We start from the raw sequence: 17,043 nt of genomic DNA, 5'->3' as shown, positions 1-17,043 counted from the left end.
ATTATATGTTAGCAAGAGTTGCCAATAATCTATTTTGGATGGGACGTTATATTGAACGTTCAGAACACGTAGCAAGATATTTAAATGTAAATTACTTTTCATCATTAGATGCTCCCAATATAAAATCACAAGACCGCCAGTTTGTTTTGCGCTCTATGTTATTTATGGTTGGCGACCCGGAAAAAGATGACAAGAAATTTTTAAAGGAAGAAGATGTTCTGTACAAAATTGGGCTAGACCCCAACTATAGTTCATCTATTATCAACAACATTAAATTTGCACGTGAGAATGCCAATAGCGCTAGAGATTTAATTTCTACAGAACTATATGAGGCAATTAATAAGTTCTACCATTTTGTCATCAACTACCCTAAAGAAGTATTTGTAAAAAACGGCCTTCACGAATTTACTACCCATGTAGCAGAAATGACAGATATTCTAAGAGGAAAGATTCGTGGCACATTATTACATGATGCAACTTATGCAATCATTTCTATGGGTATAAATATAGAGCGAGCAACTCAAATAACCAGAATGATCAATGCCAAGTTTAATGATGCAATGCTGTCACAAGGTGGGGAGAACGAGAGATTTAGAAAAAGTTTTGAATGGACCACCCTTTTAAAATGTGCAGAATCTTATGATATGATGCGCAGGTTCTATAAAAAAACACCTACAAGCATTACTACATTAGAGTTTTTGATCCTAAATCCCAACTGCCCTAGATCGGTAATGAATTCGTTAAACCAGGTCAACCAACATGTTAAAATTTTAAACCCAGAAAAACGATATAACAAGGACTCAACAGCTTTTTTAATTGGTAGGGTCAGATCAGAATATGAATTTAAATATATTGAAGAAATAGATGAAGATATTAAATCATTTATTGAAGACATTTTAAAAAGTCTTGTTGATATAAGCAACAAGGTAGATGAAGAGTTTTTTAACTATTAAGAGGGCAAAATAAGGTATATTTGTTCCTATGCCGAGAGAATTTGAGATTACCTATAGTGCAACCAATGTTTATGACGAATGGGTTTATGATGCACATTGGCAATTTTTAATAATTCCTGTGGAAAATGAGACCCAGCATGAGGTAGAAATTGAATTTAGCAATTCGCAATATGCAATTACCGAGAATTCCATTAACGGTTATGGCTTTAAAACGTTGCGAGTTCACCCTAAAAAAAAATTCAAAGAAATTTCATTTGAAGCAAAGTTTAAGTTTTTAAAAGAAGAAATAGATCCTTATAATTTTAGAATAAGCTTAGATAAATCATCAGCTTACGATACACTGCAAAATTTAGGTTTTAAAATTACCCATGAACGCTTTTTAAAAGCTACCACTTACACCACAATTAAAAATACGGAAGAGCAATTATTTAGGTTTAATAATTCATTGTCCATTTTCGATAATCTTGTATCGTTAAATAATTTTACTTTTAATTACATCAAATTCACCACAGGTGCCACAGAAGTGAATACCATCTTAAAAGATATTATTTCTAATCAAAAAGGTGTGTGTCAAGATTTTGCGCATCTTTTCTGTGCATTATCACGTAGTAACGGTATACCTACCCGATATGTAAGTGGCTACCTTGATCAAAATAACAATTACCAAGGAGATTCTCAAATGCACGCATGGGTAGAATCATATATACCTGAAATTGGATGGAAAGGTTTTGACCCTACAAATAATATTTTGGCCAATACGAACCATATTAAAGTATGTCACGGTAAGGACTATAATGACTGCGCCCCGTTAAAGGGAATAATACATTCGCACGGCAAGAACAAGACAATACACTCGGTAACCGTAGAAAGCCAACAATAGGTATTCTAAAATATCTGCTATGATTATTTAAAAGAGTATTATTTTTACCCAAAATAGAATTGTATGAACATAAGTACAGACCATTACAAAGGTCTTATAGATCGCCTTGGTGCGTTAAGGAGGTATCTTTGACATTGATGCCAAATTAATAGAAATAGAGAACGAGCAAGAGAAAACCTTGGCTCCTGATTTTTGGGACAATCCCCAAGAGGCACAGGCACATATGAAATTTATCCAATCAAAAAAGCAATGGGTAGATGATTATGAAGCCGCACAATTACTAGTAGCAGATTTGGAGGTATTGATCGAATTTCAACAAGAAGGCGAAGTTTCTGAAGAAGAGGTTGAACGCCAATATGAAAAAGCGGTCAATACGCTAGAAAAGATGGAGTTCAAGAATATGCTTTCTGAAGAAGGTGATGAACTACCGGCTGTACTTCAAATTACCGCAGGAGCAGGTGGTACTGAAAGCTGCGATTGGGCAGCTATGCTTATGCGCATGTACATGATGTGGGCAGAAAAGAACGGTTATAAAATTAAAGAGCTCAACTATCAGGAAGGAGATGTTGCCGGTATTAAAACAGTAACATTGGAAATTGACGGTGAATTTGCTTTTGGCTGGCTAAAGGGTGAAAATGGTGTACATCGTCTAGTGCGCATATCGCCTTTTGACAGTAACGCAAAAAGACACACTTCTTTTGTATCTGTATACGTATACCCTTTGGTAGATGATAGTATAGAAGTAGATGTCAACCCTGCTGATATTACCATAACCACAGCTAGATCAAGCGGTGCGGGAGGACAAAATGTAAACAAAGTTGAGACGAAAGTACAACTGACCCACCACCCTACCGGAATTCAAATTTCTTGTTCGGACAGTAGAAGTCAACATGATAACAGGGCTACGGCAATGAAAATGCTAAAATCTCAATTGTACGAAATAGAACTTCGAAAAAAGATGGAAGCGCGTCAAGAAATTGAATCCTCTAAAATGAAGATCGAATGGGGTTCTCAAATCAGAAATTATGTTATGCATCCATACAAATTGGTAAAGGATGTAAGAACAGGTCAGGAAACAGGTAATGTCGACAACGTTATGGATGGCGATATAGACCAATTTCTAAAAGCCTATTTAATGATGATGGGACAAAAAGAAGAAGAATGAAAGTAATATCTCTGCTTGTTTATAAACCTGCAGAGATATACATAATTTAAAGTAATACACATAATGATTAAAATATATCACAATTCTAGATGCAGTAAATCTAGAGAAGGACTTAAAGTACTTGAAAATTCTGGCAAGAAATTTGAAGTGGTCAAGTATTTAGAAGACATACCAACAAAAGACGAGTTGCGAAATATTATTAGCTGTTTAGGTATAAAACCAATTAATTTAGTACGTAAATCAGAAGCAATCTGGAAAGAAAAATTTAGAAATTTACCGCTAAATGATGAGGAAATATTAGACGCAATGATCGCATACCCTAAGCTTATAGAAAGACCTATTGTAATAAATGGCAATAGCGCGGTAATTGGCAGACCATCTTCTAATATAGATGAATTGTTAAAATAAGGATCAGCATAATTATCTTAACAAACAATTAACCATTTTCAGTTAAACCATTATAAAACTTTATAATCTAAACACATGAAAAAAGTAATAAAATATAGCCCTCTAAAAGTTTTAGCGTTGCTATTAATTCTTTTGGGAAGTTCTGAAATTTACGCGCAATACGGTTATGGCAATAACGGTTACGGATCACGCGGTGGTTACGGTTATGGTAGACAAAGAAGTTCTATACCGCAGGCACAAGCACCCGCAGAAGAACCAAAACCTAAAACCGCAGAAGAATTGGTAGACGGTGAAATGCCAAGAATTACGGAAGCACTAGCGTTAAATGAATTTGAACAGGCCGTTTTAAGTTCTGTTTTAAAGAAATATGTGCAAGAACGCATAGAGGCTCAAATTCTTAAACTACCGCCGGAGAAAATGGCAGAAGTTTATGAAAACATTACAAAAAGGCAAGACGAAGAGTTAAAAGCAGGTTTGCCCTTAGAAAAGTACGAAGCTTTTGTTGCACTTCAGAAAGATGGTGTATCAAAAACTTTAAAGAAGAATAAAAAGAAGAAAAAAGAAAAACGAAAGAAATCTAAAAACGAATAAATGAAACCAATTTTCCCGTTACTCCTTCTCCTAGTACTATCATTTAATTACGCAAATAGTCAAAGACCTGGGGGAGACCGGGAAAGAGGACCAATTATTATTACAGGTAAGGTTCTGGATAAAGATGATAACCTACCATTGGAATATGCTACATTAGTACTACAAAGTGTAAACAACCCTGATAAAATTACAGGAGGTATCACAGATATTGACGGAAATTTTAAAGTTGAAACTCCACCAGGTAAATACAACATTTCCATTGAATACATTTCTTATAAAACGTACAAACTGCCCGATCAAATTTTAAGAGCATCTACAGACCTGGGAACAATAAAGCTTGCTTTAGATGTAGCCCAATTAGAAGCTGTAGAGGTTGTTGGCGAAAAGACTACCGTAGAAGTACGTTTGGACAAAAAAATCTATAATATCGGTAAAGATTTAACCAATAGTGGTGCAACCATTACCGACGCCCTTAATAATGTACCATCTGTTGATGTTGATGTTGAAGGTGCTATAAGTTTGAGAGGTAATGAGAACGTTAGAATACTCATTAATGGCAAACCATCTGCCCTAGCGGGGTTTGGTTCAACAGATGCCCTAACACAACTACCGGCAGATGCAATTGAAAAAGTAGAGGTAATTACCAGCCCATCTGCAAGATATGATGCAGAAGGTACAGCAGGTATTTTGAACATTGTACTTAAGAAAGAAAAAACACTTGGTTTTAATGGCTCGGTAAATACAACTATAGGATATCCTGTTAATAGTGGTCTTTCCGTGAATGCCAACTTACGAACAGATAAGTTTAACCTGTTCAACACCACAGGTTATAACTATAGAGACGCTCCAGGTAATGCATTTTATGATAACACTTACACCTCTGGGTCATATGATAGGATTATAGAGGACAGGGACTATTTTAGACTTAGAAAAGGTTTCAACACTAATTTGGGACTTGAGTATTTTATAACAGAAGAATCTTCAATTACAGGAAGTATATTTTATAGAACCTCTAAAAGTGAAGATAAAACTGAAAATACCAACAAAAGGATTGTTAACAGTACGCTAGATAGTGAAACATTTAGAACTGAAGATGAAGGTGAAGATGACGAGAACTATCAATTTTCTTTGAATTATATTAATAATCTTGATGATGACGGACAAAAACTAACCGTAGACGCTCAATACTCTAACGGCGTAGAAGATAAGACCAACATCATACAGGAAAACAATACATTGCCTAATGATGATTTAATAGTTTTGGAAAATGTCTTTGAAAAAGAAACCCAAAATGAATATTTGGTACAAGCAGATTATGTTTTACCTATGGGCGATGCACAATTTGAAGCTGGGTATAGAGGTACTTTTGAAAAAACAGAAACAGATTATAGATTGGACTCTTTGAACCAAACCACCGGTCTGTTCGATATCAACCAAGACCTAACCAATTTATTTGCCTATACTGAAAATGTAAATGCGCTATATACTCAATATGGTAACAAATACGGTAAATTTTCCTTTCTTTTAGGCTTACGTTTAGAGAACACCCAGTTAAAAGGAGAATTGACCTCTTTGTATGATTCTTCTGAACTAGAGGATCAATTAGGAGTAGATGTGGATGCAAATTTCGATAAAAATTATTTAGGGCTTTTCCCAACTGTAAACTTGATTTACGAACTGGGTGAAAATGAAAACATTTCATTAGGCTATAATAGAAGGATAAATAGACCTAGGGGCAGGTATGTTAACCCTTTTCCTTCACGATCTAGTAGAACAAATATTTTTCAAGGAAATCCTGACCTTGACCCTGCGTTCTCCAATGCTTTTGACGTTGGTTACTTAAAGAGATGGGATAATCTAACTCTTACCTCATCTGTGTATTACCAACGAGAAACAGATTCATTTGAACGTATACAAGAAGAAACCGGTGAAACCACTACAGATGGCATTGAAATTATCAGGTCTATTCCAATCAACCTATCCACAAATGACAGAATTGGGGTTGAAGCAGGTATTTTATATAACGCAGCAAAATGGTTGCGATTGAACTCTAGCTTTAATTTCTTCCAGTTCTCTACCGAAGGTGCTTTTAACGGTATTGATTATGGTACTACAAATACCAGCTGGTTCGCTAGATTTAGCTCAAAGGTTTCCTTACCGGCAAAAGTAGACTGGCAAACAAATGCATTCTATAGAGGACCATCTTCTACGGCCCAAACTGAAAACGGTGGTATTTTCTCATTGAACTTAGCATTTAGCAAAGATATTTTAAACGACAATGGAACACTTTCACTTAATGTAAGCGACTTATTGAACTCTAGAAAAAGAACCTCTTACACGGAAACAGAGTTCTTTACATCAGATAGTGAATTTCAATGGAGACAACGTCAAATAACTATGGGCTTTGTATACCGTTTTAATCAACCAAAAGAGCGTAACAAAGGTAACAGAAGAGGAAACAATGATGATGACGGAGATGAAATAGAAGGTTAAATACAAATAACAAGATATAAAAAAAGGAGCCTAAAGGCTCCTTTTTTTATATAATTCTATATCTATGCTTCTCTTGCGGCTTTTTTCTTGTCGCGTCTTTCTTTCAATAACTCCATAATGTTACCACCTAACCAGTAAGGGACAACAAATAATAACAAAAACATCATTAACCAAAAACCTATGGTCAGTATGGTTAAAAAAGCTAAAAATCCTAAATATTGGTCAAAATCAAACATATCTTCTTACTTATATATTACAAAGATACCATAAACGAATTATTTTTTGCAAACGTTCTGTAAAATTAATTTCACTTTTCACCACAAAGTTGTCCTAAGAAAAATAAATGTAAACCTTATTTTTGAGGATATTTAATAAGTTAACTAAAGATTCATATAAATTATAAGATTATGGAGTTCAGAATCGAAAAAGATACCATGGGCAATGTTGAAGTTCCCAAAGACAAATATTGGGGTGCACAAACAGAACGCTCGCGTAATAATTTTAAAATAGGACCATCGGCATCTATGCCCTTGGACATTGTTTACGGATTTGCATATTTAAAAAAATCTGCAGCGTACACCAATTGCGAACTAGGGGTTTTATCTGAAGAAAAAAGAGATTTGATCGCTCAGGTATGTGATGAAATTTTAGAAGGAAAACATGATGACCAATTTCCGTTGGTCATATGGCAGACAGGTTCTGGAACGCAAAGTAATATGAACGTGAATGAGGTGGTTGCCAATAGGGCTCATGAAATTGCCGGCAAAGTAATTGGTGAAGGTGAAAAGACAATTCAGCCAAATGATGATGTAAACAAGTCACAATCATCAAATGACACCTTCCCTACAGGTATGCATATAGCTGCATACAAAAAAATAGTTGAGGTGACCATACCGGGCGTCACACAATTGAGAGATACACTTCAGAAAAAATCGGTTGAATTCAAGAACGTAGTTAAAATTGGTCGTACGCATTTAATGGATGCCACTCCCCTAACCTTGGGTCAAGAATTTTCCGGTTATGTTTCTCAATTGGACCATGGTTTAAAAGCTTTGAAAAATACCTTAGCTCATTTAAGTGAATTGGCTCTTGGTGGGACTGCCGTTGGAACAGGATTGAACACACCGGAAGGTTATGACGTGCTTGTTGCAAAATATATTGCAGACTTCACAGGCTTGCCTTTTATAACCGCTGAAAATAAGTTTGAGGCGCTAGCTGCGCATGATGCCATTGTGGAAAGCCACGGAGCTTTAAAACAATTGGCTGTATCATTGAACAAAATAGCAAACGATATTAGAATGATGGCTTCTGGTCCACGTTCAGGAATAGGTGAAATCATTATTCCTGCCAACGAACCAGGTAGTTCAATAATGCCAGGTAAAGTGAACCCTACTCAATGTGAAGCAATGACAATGGTTTGCGCACAAGTTATGGGCAATGACGTTGCTGTAAGCGTTGGTGGTACACAGGGACATTATGAATTGAATGTCTTTAAACCATTGATGGCAGCAAACATTCTTCAGTCTGCACAACTAATTGGTGACGCCTGTGTAAGTTTTGAAGAGCATTGTGCTTCAGGTATAGAGCCAAATCACGGTGTGATCAAAGAGTTACTGAACAACTCTTTAATGTTGGTTACTGCTTTAAATACAAAAATTGGGTATTACAAAGCTGCAGAGATTGCCAACACAGCACATAAGAACGGAACTACATTAAAGGAGGAGGCTGTCAACTTAGGATATGTAACCGCCGAAGATTATGATGAATGGGTAAAACCAGAAAATATGGTAGGTAGTTTAAAAGACTAAAATCAACCCTACCTTAAATAAAAAAAGGCGACCAAACTGGTCGCCTTTTCTATTATGAATTTTAAAACTATTACTTCAACATAAACTTAGAAGTACCCAATAATTTTAGTTGGTCGTCATATACGTTTACCATGTAATTTCCATCTTTGAAATCACCAGAAGGCTTACTGATATAATCACATACATCTAAAGATTTGTTCTCGTAGTAAAAATTTGTTTGCTTACTATAAGTTATAGAAGCCCCATTATCATTTGTCATAGAATTGCTACCGCCAAGTACATTACCTTGGGGATCCAAAACTTCCAAGAAAAATTCTCTGTCACCGGCTTGTGCAATTACGTTATCGGCAACAGTAAAACAAATTTTAAATTTATCGGTCGCCTTAGCTCTCTGTGTAGAGACCAATTTACCACTGTTACGTTCTTTTACTGCATCAACATTAAATTTAGACAGGTTTAATGCAGAACCTTTTTCTACTACTTGAGCCAAGTTTGTATTTTGTACTACCAAAGAGTCATTAAAAACAGTTTGCTTTTCCAACTCAACATAAGTACTATCACGTTGCATGGCAATAGCAGTATTTGAACGAGTTAAAGAATCAACTTGCTTTAATAATTGCTCTCTCTCAGCTTTAAGCACACTTACCTGTCTTCTATACCTAGACAAGGAACCAATATCAGCTTTCATTGTCTTAACAGAATCAATATACTTGGCAATATTGTCTCTAGCACTTACCAACTCTTCATTAGTTGCATTGCTTTCTAAGATAGCTTTGTCGTATTCAGATTTTAAGCTATTCAAATCTTCAACTACTAATTCTTTTTCTTTTGTAAGTACTACTTCGGTCTTCTTTTTATCTTGGTAAAGACTTACTGTATAAATGATAGTACCTAAAAGCACAACACCTAAAAGAGCGGTCAAAACCTTTAAGCCGTTGTTGTTTTTTGTTTCAGTCATAATTTTAAATTTAATAAAGTGTCTGTTTGTTCGAGTTATATACGTGGCAATTTAAATTTTAGATTTTTTAATGTTAAATTAATTTATAATACTTGGCCTATACCAATACAAGAAGATATAACTTGGGCATTAATAAAACAATATTTAGAAACCATGCTAACCATTGTACCTTACGAGCATAAATATAATCAAAACTTTAGAGACTTGAATATTGCTTGGATCAATGAATATTTTAAAGTGGAAAAAAAAGACAGGGAGCTATTGAACGATCCGCAATCTTCCATTATAGCTAAAGGTGGGTATATCTTTATAGGATTATGGTATAATAAGCCTGTTGGATGCTTTGCATTGATCAAAAAGGAAATAGACCGTTATGAATTGGGTAAAATGGCAGTAAACAAAAGCCATCACGGATTAAAAATAGGTCAGTCTATGCTGGCTTATGCAATTGATGTTGCCCGTACCGAAAATTGGAAAACCCTAGAGTTATATTCTAGCACAAAATTAGATGCCGCTCTGCATATATATAAGAAATTTGGATTTAAAGAGGTACCCTTAGAAGATAATTTAGAGTATCTTCGATCTGATGTTAAAATGGAACTAACTCTTTTAAACGTAACCTAATGAAAATAAATAAATTGCTCTTTTTATCTCTCGCTTTTGCCTTTGTTATTTCATGTAAAGATGTAAAAAAAGCCGAAGTCGAAACCAATGCTACAACTGAGACTGACGAAAAAAAATCGGTTACCGAGATAATAAACGAACGAAAATCAGAAGACATTAAAATCATTCCCATTGAACATGCTACAGCAGTAATAGAATATAACGATGTTGTTGTTTATATTGACCCTGTTGGTGGAGCTGACGCTTTTAAGGACCAAAAAAAACCTACGTTAATATTGATAACAGATATACATGGTGATCATTTAAGTTCAGAAACATTAGATGCCTTAGATACTACTAACGCAACAATTGTAGTACCGCAAGCAGTTGCCGATAAATTATCTGAAAAATATAAGGAACAGTTGGTCATTTTATCCAATGGTAGCAGTAAAGAACTTAGCGAAATTACTATAGAGGCCATACCAATGTACAACTTAAGAAAGGAAGCTTTAAAATTTCATGAAAAGGGACGTGGTAACGGCTATATTCTAAATATTGACGGTCAACGTATTTATTTCTCCGGAGATACCGAAGATATTTCTGAAATGCGTTCTTTAAAAAATATTGACAAAGCTTTTATATGTATGAATTTACCATACACTATGACAGAAGAAAGTGCCGCTGCCGCTGTATTGGACTTTAAACCTAAGCAAGTATACCCTTATCATTACAGAGGCAAGCCAGATGTAAGCGATGTGGCTAAATTTAAGCAATTAGTAGATGCAGGCAATCAAGATATTGAAGTGATTCAGTTAGATTGGTACCCTAATGAAGAATATTAATGTTAGCTGTTTTTTGAAAATAAAAAAGCCCGCAATTGCGGGCTTTTTCTTTATAGTTGAAATACTATCTAATTAATTTCTTGTACTTAATTCGTTTCGGCATAAGATCTCCGCCTAACCTCTTCTTCTTGTTTTCTTCATAATCGGAGAACGACCCTTCAAAGAAATACACTTGAGAATCGCCTTCAAATGCCAAGATGTGTGTACAGATACGATCTAAGAACCATCTATCGTGAGAGATGACTACGGCACAACCTGCAAAATTCTCCAAACCTTCTTCTAAAGCACGTAATGTATTTACATCCAAGTCATTGGTAGGCTCATCCAATAAAAGCACGTTACCTTCTTCTTTCAAGGTCATTGCCAAGTGCAAACGGTTACGTTCACCACCGGACAACATGCTCACTTTTTTATTCTGTTCACTACCCGAAAAGTTGAATCTACTTAGGTAAGCCCTAGAATTGACCTGCTTACCACCCATCATTACCAACTCTTGCTCATCACTAAAGTTTTGCCAAATGGTTTTTTCAGGATCTATGTTAGAATGACTCTGGTCTACATAGGCTACTTTAGCGGTTTCACCGGTTTCAAATTCACCTTTATCCGGTGTCTCCTCCCCCATGATCATTCTAAAAATAGTGGTCTTACCTGCACCGTTTGGTCCAATAATACCAACAATACCCGCTTGTGGCAATTTAAAATTAAGGTCTTCATAAAGCAACTTATCATCGTATGCCTTACTTACGCCTTTAGCTTCAATAACATTGGTACCCAAACGTGGTCCGTTAGGAATATAGATTTCCAGTTTTTCATCAAGTTGTTTTTGATCTTGACTCATCAACTTATCGTAGTTCTTAAGACGTGCTTTCTGTTTGGTCTGTCTACCCTTTGCTCCTTGACGAACCCATTCCAGCTCTCGCTCTAATGTTTTCTGTCTTTTAGAAGCTGTTTTACTTTCTTGTGCCATACGTTTAGACTTTTGATCTAACCAAGAAGAGTAGTTCCCTTTCCAAGGTATACCTTCACTTCTATCCAATTCAAGAATCCAACCGGCAACATTATCCAAGAAATATCTATCGTGCGTTACGGCAATTACCGTTCCCTTATAAGATGCCAGGTGATGCTCTAACCAATGTACAGATTCTGCATCTAAGTGGTTGGTAGGCTCATCTAACAATAAGATTTCCGGCTCTTGTAGCAACAACCTACATAAGGCCACCCTTCTTCTCTCACCACCCGAAAGCACTGAAATTTTCTTTTCAGGATCTGGGGTACGCAAGGCATCCATAGCAATTTCCAATTTGGTATCTAGTTCCCAAGCATTAGCTGCATCTATCTTATCTTGCAATACAGCCTGCTGATCCATCAACTTCTGCATTTTGTCCGCATCTTCATAAACCTCGGGAAGACCAAACATATCGTTTATCTTATTGTATTCATCAAGAATGGCCACCGTTTCGGCAACGCCTTCTTTTACAATTTCCAAAACGGTTTTATTTTCATCCAGTTCTGGCTCTTGTTCCAAATAACCAACTTTATATCCTGGAGAAAAGACTACATCACCTTGAAAATTTTTATCTACACCTGCTATTATTTTTAACAAAGTAGATTTACCAGAACCGTTTAGACCTAAAATACCAATTTTGGCACCGTAGAAAAAACTTAAGTATATGTTCTTTAAAACTGGGGTGTTAGCATTCTTATAGGTTTTCGTAACTCCTGACATGGAGAAGATTACCTTCTTATCGTCTGACATAAAATTATAGTGTTTAGTGAAAAAATTATCATCCAGTAGAAGAAATCCCTACTAGTTAAAAATATTGATTATACTCTACCTTTAAGGGCATTGAACACCCAAGCAATGGCAAAAAAACCTATTCCAACAGATGCAAAACCCCAACCAGCGACATCATCATATCTAAAGGCCCCTAATGCAATAAGTGCAAGCCCTACGAAGATCATTATAAAAGTAGCCCAAGTGAGCACAGTGTTCTTGTTCATTTTTGAATCAATTAAAATTTAAGCGAGCATCAAATATCGTAAATTTTAAAATATTTACTCACTAATACCGCTGCTATTATTCAAACGGGAACACAATTCCCGTTTTTTCACGAACCGTATCCGTAATTGTAATGAGATCCAAACTGTTTTGATGACTCCAAAATGCACTTTCCTTCTTGCCAGAATTTAAACAATTATGCACTTCTTCTATTTCATGAACATAGCCTTTACCCCTCTTACCGACTTCATTACTTACTACATCCCCATCTTTTTCCAAGGTAAAACCAGTAGTTTCATGCCATCTTGGATGAATAAAAATTGTTCCTTTACTTCCTGCTATTTCAGATTTCTTTTCAGAGTTAGAATTGAGTCCGCTATACAAAATGGCTTGTGCGTTATCATAATTAAAAATCATACTACATTGCACCTCTACCCCAGTTTTATAAAAATTGGCGGTTGCCTTAATATCCTTGGGCATCCCCAACAGTAAATAAGCTAAAAATATAGGATAGATTCCTATATCTAGCAGAGAACCTCCTGCAAGATCAGGATTTAACAGCCTACCGTTTTCATCCCTATCCAGAGCATAAAAAGCAAAATCTGAATGTAGATAACCTATATCTCCTATAGTCCCATTATCTACAAGTTCCTTTACTTTTTTAATGGTAGGATTAAAACGTGACCATAATGCTTCCATAAGAAATACATTATTCTCTTTAGCAGCAGTTACCATTGCCCGAACTTCTGAAGCATTGACTCCCAATGGTTTTTCACAAAGTACGGCGTTACCGGCTTTCATGGCGGCAATGCTCAAATCTGCATGGGAAGTGTGCGGTGTTGCCAAATAAATTATATCTACCGTATTACTATGAAACAACTCTTCATAACTACCAAAAGCATTTGGAGCTCCATATTCTTTGGCAAATGTGCGGGCCTTCTCCAAGCTTCTAGATGCTACCGAAACCAATTGACCGCCATCTACCAAAGCTAGATCCTTAGAAAAACTATGTGCTATGTTACCTGCCCCAACAATACCCCACTTTATCATACTTTTTATTTTTGTTGCATGTACACCAAAATTAACTTCTTATCTTTATGCGAAGAAATTAAATATACAGAATGGATTTAAAATTCAATCAAAACGAAGATAGGAATAAGTTGTTATTATCTGACCTTAGACGAAAGCTGAACGAGGTTTATTTAGGTGGAGGAAAAGCAAAAATTGCCAAGCAGCACGATCAAGGTAAAATGACCGCTAGAGAACGTATTGATTATCTATTTGATCCAAGAACCGAACAGATTGAAGTAGGAGCCTTTGTTGGCGAAGGCATGTACAAAGAACATGGCGGCTGCCCTTCTGGCGGTGTTGTTATAAAAATTGGATATGTAAAAGGAAAGCAATGTATAGTAGTTGCCAATGATGCAACGGTAAAGGCTGGCGCATGGTTTCCTATTACCGCCAAAAAGAATTTAAGAGCACAGGAAATTGCTATTGAAAACAGACTTCCTATTATTTATTTAGTAGATAGTGCCGGCGTGTACTTACCATTGCAAGATGAGATTTTCCCGGATAAAGAACACTTTGGGCGCATATTTAGAAACAATGCGATTATGAGCAGTATGGGCATAACCCAAATTTCTGCGGTTATGGGCAGTTGTGTTGCCGGTGGCGCTTACTTACCTATTATGAGCGATGAAGCTTTAATAGTAGATAAGACCGCCAGTATTTTCTTGGCAGGAAGCTATTTGGTGAAAGCCGCAATAGGTGAAAGCATAGATAATGAAACTTTAGGTGGCGCTACTACGCATTGCGAGATTAGCGGGGTAACCGATTATAAAGCGAAAGATGATGCAGCTGCTTTGGACACCATAAAGAATATTATGGATAAGATCGGTGATTTCCCAAAAGCGGGATACAACCGAAAGAAAAGTATAAAACCAAAAGAAAATCCTGATGATATCTATGGTATACTACCTAGCTCAAGAGCGGAACAGTATGACATGATGGAAATTATTAAGCGATTGGTAGACGACTCGGAATTTGAAGAATACAAAGCCGGATACGGACAAACCATACTTACCGGATATGCACGAATAGATGGATGGGCAGTTGGTATTGTTGCCAACCAAAGAAAAGTTGTAAAGACAAAAAAGGGAGAAATGCAGTTTGGCGGAGTCATTTATTCCGATTCTGCAGATAAGGCAACCAGATTTATAGCCAATTGCAACCAAAAGAAAATTCCGTTAGTTTTCTTGCAAGATGTAACCGGATTTATGGTTGGTAGTAAAAGTGAGCATGGTGGTATTATAAAAGATGGCGCCAAAATGGTAAATGCGGTGAGTAACTCCGTCGTACCAAAATTTACCATTGTTATAGGCAATAGCTATGGAGCTGGAAACTATGCCATGTGCGGTAAAGCTTATGACCCTAGGTTAATTGTTGCTTGGCCAAGTGCTGAACTTGCGGTGATGAGCGGAAACTCTGCTGCAAAAGTTCTTTTACAAATTGAGAAGGCTTCATTAAAAAAGAAAGGTGAAACCATCACTGAGGAAAAAGAAACGGAACTATACGATAAAATCAAGAAGCGTTACGACAACCAAGTTTCACCTTATTACGCAGCTTCAAGGTTATGGACAGATGCCATCATTGACCCAAAGGACACGCGTAAATGGATTTCAATGGGTATAGAAGCCGCTGATCATGCACCTATTGAAAAGCCTTTTAACATGGGGGTTTTACAGGTGTAATTAATTAAAAATATTAAGTATCAACATTTTAAACTATTTACATTAAAAAAACCACAATACATTTTAAATGTATTGTGGTTTTTTTATAACTAAATCAATGGTCTATATGTTGTAAAAAGTTTACCAAGATAACTGGCAACAATATTTACCGCATTCCATTCTATTGACTTTTCAACATATAGTTGTTGAACTATTCGTTAATACCCACATAATGAATATAAAAATTAATTGCCCTGATGACCTTTCACTCGTGGAATCAACAACAATTCGGTCTGTCTTCCATTTACATATCTAAATCCATCTTCACCATAGAACCCGGCTTCTTCAAGCATGATTCTGATATCTCTATTCCATTCCGGTATGTTGATGGTCGTGTTTAGTTCAATGGCATAAACAGTATTCGGGTTAAGACCATAGTTTTCTCCATCGTCACGCATTACACCACCTTGGGCATCCCACATTCCTATAGTTGTACCGGCAGAATGACCATAAGTACCTAACGGATGCGTGTAAATAGAAGGTCGTAATCCTGCAGTTTTAGCCTCGTCCAGAGATTTTTTAAGAATTTCGTTTCCAGACTTTCCCTTGACCATATTGCCTGTTAAAAAATCTTGTAATTTGTTCCCTTCCATTAGTCCGTTTACCAAAAACTCCGGAGCAGAAGTTTCTTCTGGCTTTAATACATACGCTAATTCTTGACAATCGGTATTTAAACGCAGATATGTAATTCCAAAATCGCAGTGTACTAGATCCCCAGGTAAGATTACCATACTCTCGGGTTTGTTTGCAAAAGAATAAAATTCACTCTTTTTTCCTTTCTCACTTCTTTGAACGTCTACAGTTGGATGAAACCAAGTTTCCAAACCTAAATTGGTGACTTTCTGTCTCATCCACCACACTACATCTGACGTAGTGGTTACACCGGGAGTTATTACTTTCTCCGAGAATGCTTCGGCTATGATATCATGTGTAATATCTACCAATTGATCATAGATAACCATTTCACGTTCAGTTCTAGTTTCGATCCAGCGTACGGCAAGTTGCTCAGCAGATGTCACTTTTGAAGTATATTTTTTAGGCAAATTTGCCATGAATTCCTCATAATCCGTCTTTACCAATCCATCGGCAATATTATGGTCTGTAGAATAATTAAGTCCAATTCTTCTTGGATTTCTTTCTGATATTAACTGCATTAATCTCTTCCATTGATCAGGCTCCTTTTCCTTATCCCAAGCGGAAACAATATTCTTACCAACATTATAACGAGCAACGGCTAATTTTTCAATAGTGTTTTTTGCTTTATCTCTATAAAACAAAAGAATAGTTCTTCTACGAGCGTTTAACCATGTAGCAGGCAGCATGGTCTTAATAACTGGATCCTCATTGTATTCCCTTGAAATCACCACCCACATATCAAGGTCAGCGGCATCCATAAGTTTTGGAAGTAAATTGTTAAAACGATCGTCTAGAATTTCATCTATAACAATGGCCCTTTCTTTTTCATTGAGAATTTGTTGGGCGTTCAATAAAAAGCCCTGAATAAAAATAAATACGGTAATTAGTTGTTTGATCATTAGATAGTGGTTTTTCTAA

The 17,043-nt window shown here is 36.2% G+C and carries 16 protein-coding genes; 10 read left to right on the top strand and 6 right to left on the bottom strand.

All coding sequences use genetic code 11. The annotated features are described in order from the left end of the window. Window positions 1-5: 5 nt before the first annotated feature. The 6 genes from QZ657_RS03040 to QZ657_RS03015 all read left to right on the top strand — a co-directional run bounded on the left by QZ657_RS03040 (window position 6) and on the right by QZ657_RS03015 (window position 6,490). Window positions 6-953 (top strand): alpha-E domain-containing protein, encoded by a 948-nt coding sequence (locus tag QZ657_RS03040; RefSeq protein WP_276473018.1) that lies wholly within the window; start codon window positions 6-8, stop codon window positions 951-953. Window positions 954-981: 28 nt separating this feature from the next. Continuing rightward, on the top strand, window positions 982-1,833 hold the full coding sequence (locus QZ657_RS03035; protein WP_291964899.1) for a transglutaminase-like domain-containing protein: 852 nt from the start codon (window positions 982-984) through the stop codon (window positions 1,831-1,833). Window positions 1,834-1,896: 63 nt separating this feature from the next. Further along, window positions 1,897-2,998, top strand: a protein-coding gene (prfB, locus tag QZ657_RS03030; protein ID WP_276473020.1) for a peptide chain release factor 2 whose coding sequence is annotated in 2 segments (ribosomal slippage) — window positions 1,897-1,962 and window positions 1,964-2,998 — 1,101 coding nt in all. Because the reading frame shifts where the segments join, the coding sequence is not laid out codon by codon here. A 63-nt stretch (window positions 2,999-3,061) separates the two neighbouring features. Then, entirely contained in the window at window positions 3,062-3,406 is a 345-nt protein-coding gene (gene arsC, locus QZ657_RS03025) for an arsenate reductase (glutaredoxin) (RefSeq protein WP_276473021.1), read from the top strand. Window positions 3,407-3,481: 75 nt separating this feature from the next. Then, window positions 3,482-3,997, top strand: coding sequence for a hypothetical protein (locus tag QZ657_RS03020; protein WP_291964897.1), 516 nt, complete (start codon window positions 3,482-3,484; stop codon window positions 3,995-3,997). Continuing rightward, window positions 3,998-6,490 carry a TonB-dependent receptor domain-containing protein gene (locus QZ657_RS03015; RefSeq protein WP_291964895.1) on the top strand — a complete coding sequence of 831 codons (2,493 nt, stop codon included), beginning with the start codon at window positions 3,998-4,000 and terminating at the stop codon, window positions 6,488-6,490. Window positions 6,491-6,552: 62 nt separating this feature from the next. Here the strand turns inward: QZ657_RS03015 and QZ657_RS03010 are convergent, their stop codons facing one another. Continuing rightward, a complete protein-coding gene (locus tag QZ657_RS03010) occupies window positions 6,553-6,726 on the bottom strand; it encodes a hypothetical protein (protein WP_167333102.1) in 174 nt (57 codons plus the stop codon). 171 nt (window positions 6,727-6,897) lie between these two features. On the opposite strand from QZ657_RS03010, the gene fumC reads away from it, so the two are divergent. Beyond that, complete coding sequence (fumC, locus tag QZ657_RS03005; RefSeq protein WP_291964893.1) at window positions 6,898-8,298, top strand: class II fumarate hydratase; 1,401 nt, start codon at window positions 6,898-6,900, stop codon at window positions 8,296-8,298. 70 nt (window positions 8,299-8,368) lie between these two features. Here fumC and QZ657_RS03000 read toward each other — a convergent pair whose 3' ends face one another. Beyond that, the gene (locus QZ657_RS03000) at window positions 8,369-9,256 is read right to left on the bottom strand and encodes a hypothetical protein (RefSeq protein WP_276473025.1); all 888 of its coding nucleotides are present in this window, start codon (window positions 9,254-9,256) and stop codon (window positions 8,369-8,371) included. 153 nt (window positions 9,257-9,409) lie between these two features. Between QZ657_RS03000 and QZ657_RS02995 the strand changes: the two genes are divergently transcribed. Next, the gene (locus QZ657_RS02995) at window positions 9,410-9,880 is read left to right on the top strand and encodes a GNAT family N-acetyltransferase (RefSeq protein ID WP_291964890.1); all 471 of its coding nucleotides are present in this window, start codon (window positions 9,410-9,412) and stop codon (window positions 9,878-9,880) included. After that, window positions 9,880-10,701, top strand: a complete 822-nt coding sequence (locus QZ657_RS02990; RefSeq protein ID WP_291964889.1) for an MBL fold metallo-hydrolase — start codon at window positions 9,880-9,882, stop codon at window positions 10,699-10,701. The genes QZ657_RS02995 and QZ657_RS02990 overlap by 1 nt, the downstream gene beginning before the upstream one ends. Window positions 10,702-10,765: 64 nt before the next feature. On the opposite strand, the gene ettA is transcribed toward QZ657_RS02990, so the two are convergent. The 3 genes from ettA to QZ657_RS02975 all read right to left on the bottom strand — a co-directional run bounded on the left by ettA (window position 10,766) and on the right by QZ657_RS02975 (window position 13,750). After that, window positions 10,766-12,457: an energy-dependent translational throttle protein EttA gene (gene ettA / locus QZ657_RS02985; RefSeq protein ID WP_291964887.1), complete on the bottom strand. Its 1,692-nt coding sequence runs from the start codon at window positions 12,455-12,457 to the stop codon at window positions 10,766-10,768. Between the two features lie 68 nt (window positions 12,458-12,525). Continuing rightward, entirely contained in the window at window positions 12,526-12,702 is a 177-nt protein-coding gene (locus QZ657_RS02980) for a CAL67264 family membrane protein (protein ID WP_091605214.1), read from the bottom strand. Window positions 12,703-12,778: 76 nt separating this feature from the next. Beyond that, window positions 12,779-13,750 (bottom strand): Gfo/Idh/MocA family protein, encoded by a 972-nt coding sequence (locus tag QZ657_RS02975; RefSeq protein ID WP_366934148.1) that lies wholly within the window; start codon window positions 13,748-13,750, stop codon window positions 12,779-12,781. A gap of 71 nt (window positions 13,751-13,821) precedes the next feature. Between QZ657_RS02975 and QZ657_RS02970 the strand changes: the two genes are divergently transcribed. Continuing rightward, window positions 13,822-15,450 carry an acyl-CoA carboxylase subunit beta gene (locus tag QZ657_RS02970; RefSeq protein ID WP_291964883.1) on the top strand — a complete coding sequence of 543 codons (1,629 nt, stop codon included), beginning with the start codon at window positions 13,822-13,824 and terminating at the stop codon, window positions 15,448-15,450. 224 nt (window positions 15,451-15,674) lie between these two features. On the opposite strand, the gene QZ657_RS02965 is transcribed toward QZ657_RS02970, so the two are convergent. Beyond that, entirely contained in the window at window positions 15,675-17,024 is a 1,350-nt protein-coding gene (locus QZ657_RS02965; RefSeq protein WP_291962482.1) for a M24 family metallopeptidase, read from the bottom strand. Window positions 17,025-17,043 lie beyond the last annotated feature (19 nt).

The organism is Maribacter sp. (assembly GCA_020629415.1).
In the GTDB taxonomy this organism is placed as follows: Bacteria; Bacteroidota; Bacteroidia; order Flavobacteriales; family Flavobacteriaceae; genus Maribacter; species Maribacter huludaoensis.
This window is presented reverse-complemented; position numbering and strand designations above follow the sequence as displayed.

Coding starts and splice junctions, on each gene's coding strand:
- QZ657_RS02980 (WP_091605214.1), bottom strand. CDS start 12,702: ATGAACAAGAACACTGTGCTCACTTGGGCTACTTTTATAATGATCTTC.
- QZ657_RS03015 (WP_291964895.1), top strand. CDS start 3,998: ATGAAACCAATTTTCCCGTTACTCCTTCTCCTAGTACTATCATTTAAT.
- QZ657_RS02965 (WP_291962482.1), bottom strand. CDS start 17,024: ATGATCAAACAACTAATTACCGTATTTATTTTTATTCAGGGCTTTTTA.
- QZ657_RS03020 (WP_291964897.1), top strand. CDS start 3,482: ATGAAAAAAGTAATAAAATATAGCCCTCTAAAAGTTTTAGCGTTGCTA.
- fumC (WP_291964893.1), top strand. CDS start 6,898: ATGGAGTTCAGAATCGAAAAAGATACCATGGGCAATGTTGAAGTTCCC.
- QZ657_RS02975 (WP_366934148.1), bottom strand. CDS start 13,750: ATGATAAAGTGGGGTATTGTTGGGGCAGGTAACATAGCACATAGTTTT.
- QZ657_RS02970 (WP_291964883.1), top strand. CDS start 13,822: ATGGATTTAAAATTCAATCAAAACGAAGATAGGAATAAGTTGTTATTA.
- QZ657_RS03010 (WP_167333102.1), bottom strand. CDS start 6,726: ATGTTTGATTTTGACCAATATTTAGGATTTTTAGCTTTTTTAACCATA.
- QZ657_RS03035 (WP_291964899.1), top strand. CDS start 982: ATGCCGAGAGAATTTGAGATTACCTATAGTGCAACCAATGTTTATGAC.
- arsC (WP_276473021.1), top strand. CDS start 3,062: ATGATTAAAATATATCACAATTCTAGATGCAGTAAATCTAGAGAAGGA.
- QZ657_RS02995 (WP_291964890.1), top strand. CDS start 9,410: ATGCTAACCATTGTACCTTACGAGCATAAATATAATCAAAACTTTAGA.
- QZ657_RS03040 (WP_276473018.1), top strand. CDS start 6: ATGTTAGCAAGAGTTGCCAATAATCTATTTTGGATGGGACGTTATATT.
- QZ657_RS03000 (WP_276473025.1), bottom strand. CDS start 9,256: ATGACTGAAACAAAAAACAACAACGGCTTAAAGGTTTTGACCGCTCTT.
- QZ657_RS02990 (WP_291964889.1), top strand. CDS start 9,880: ATGAAAATAAATAAATTGCTCTTTTTATCTCTCGCTTTTGCCTTTGTT.
- ettA (WP_291964887.1), bottom strand. CDS start 12,457: ATGTCAGACGATAAGAAGGTAATCTTCTCCATGTCAGGAGTTACGAAA.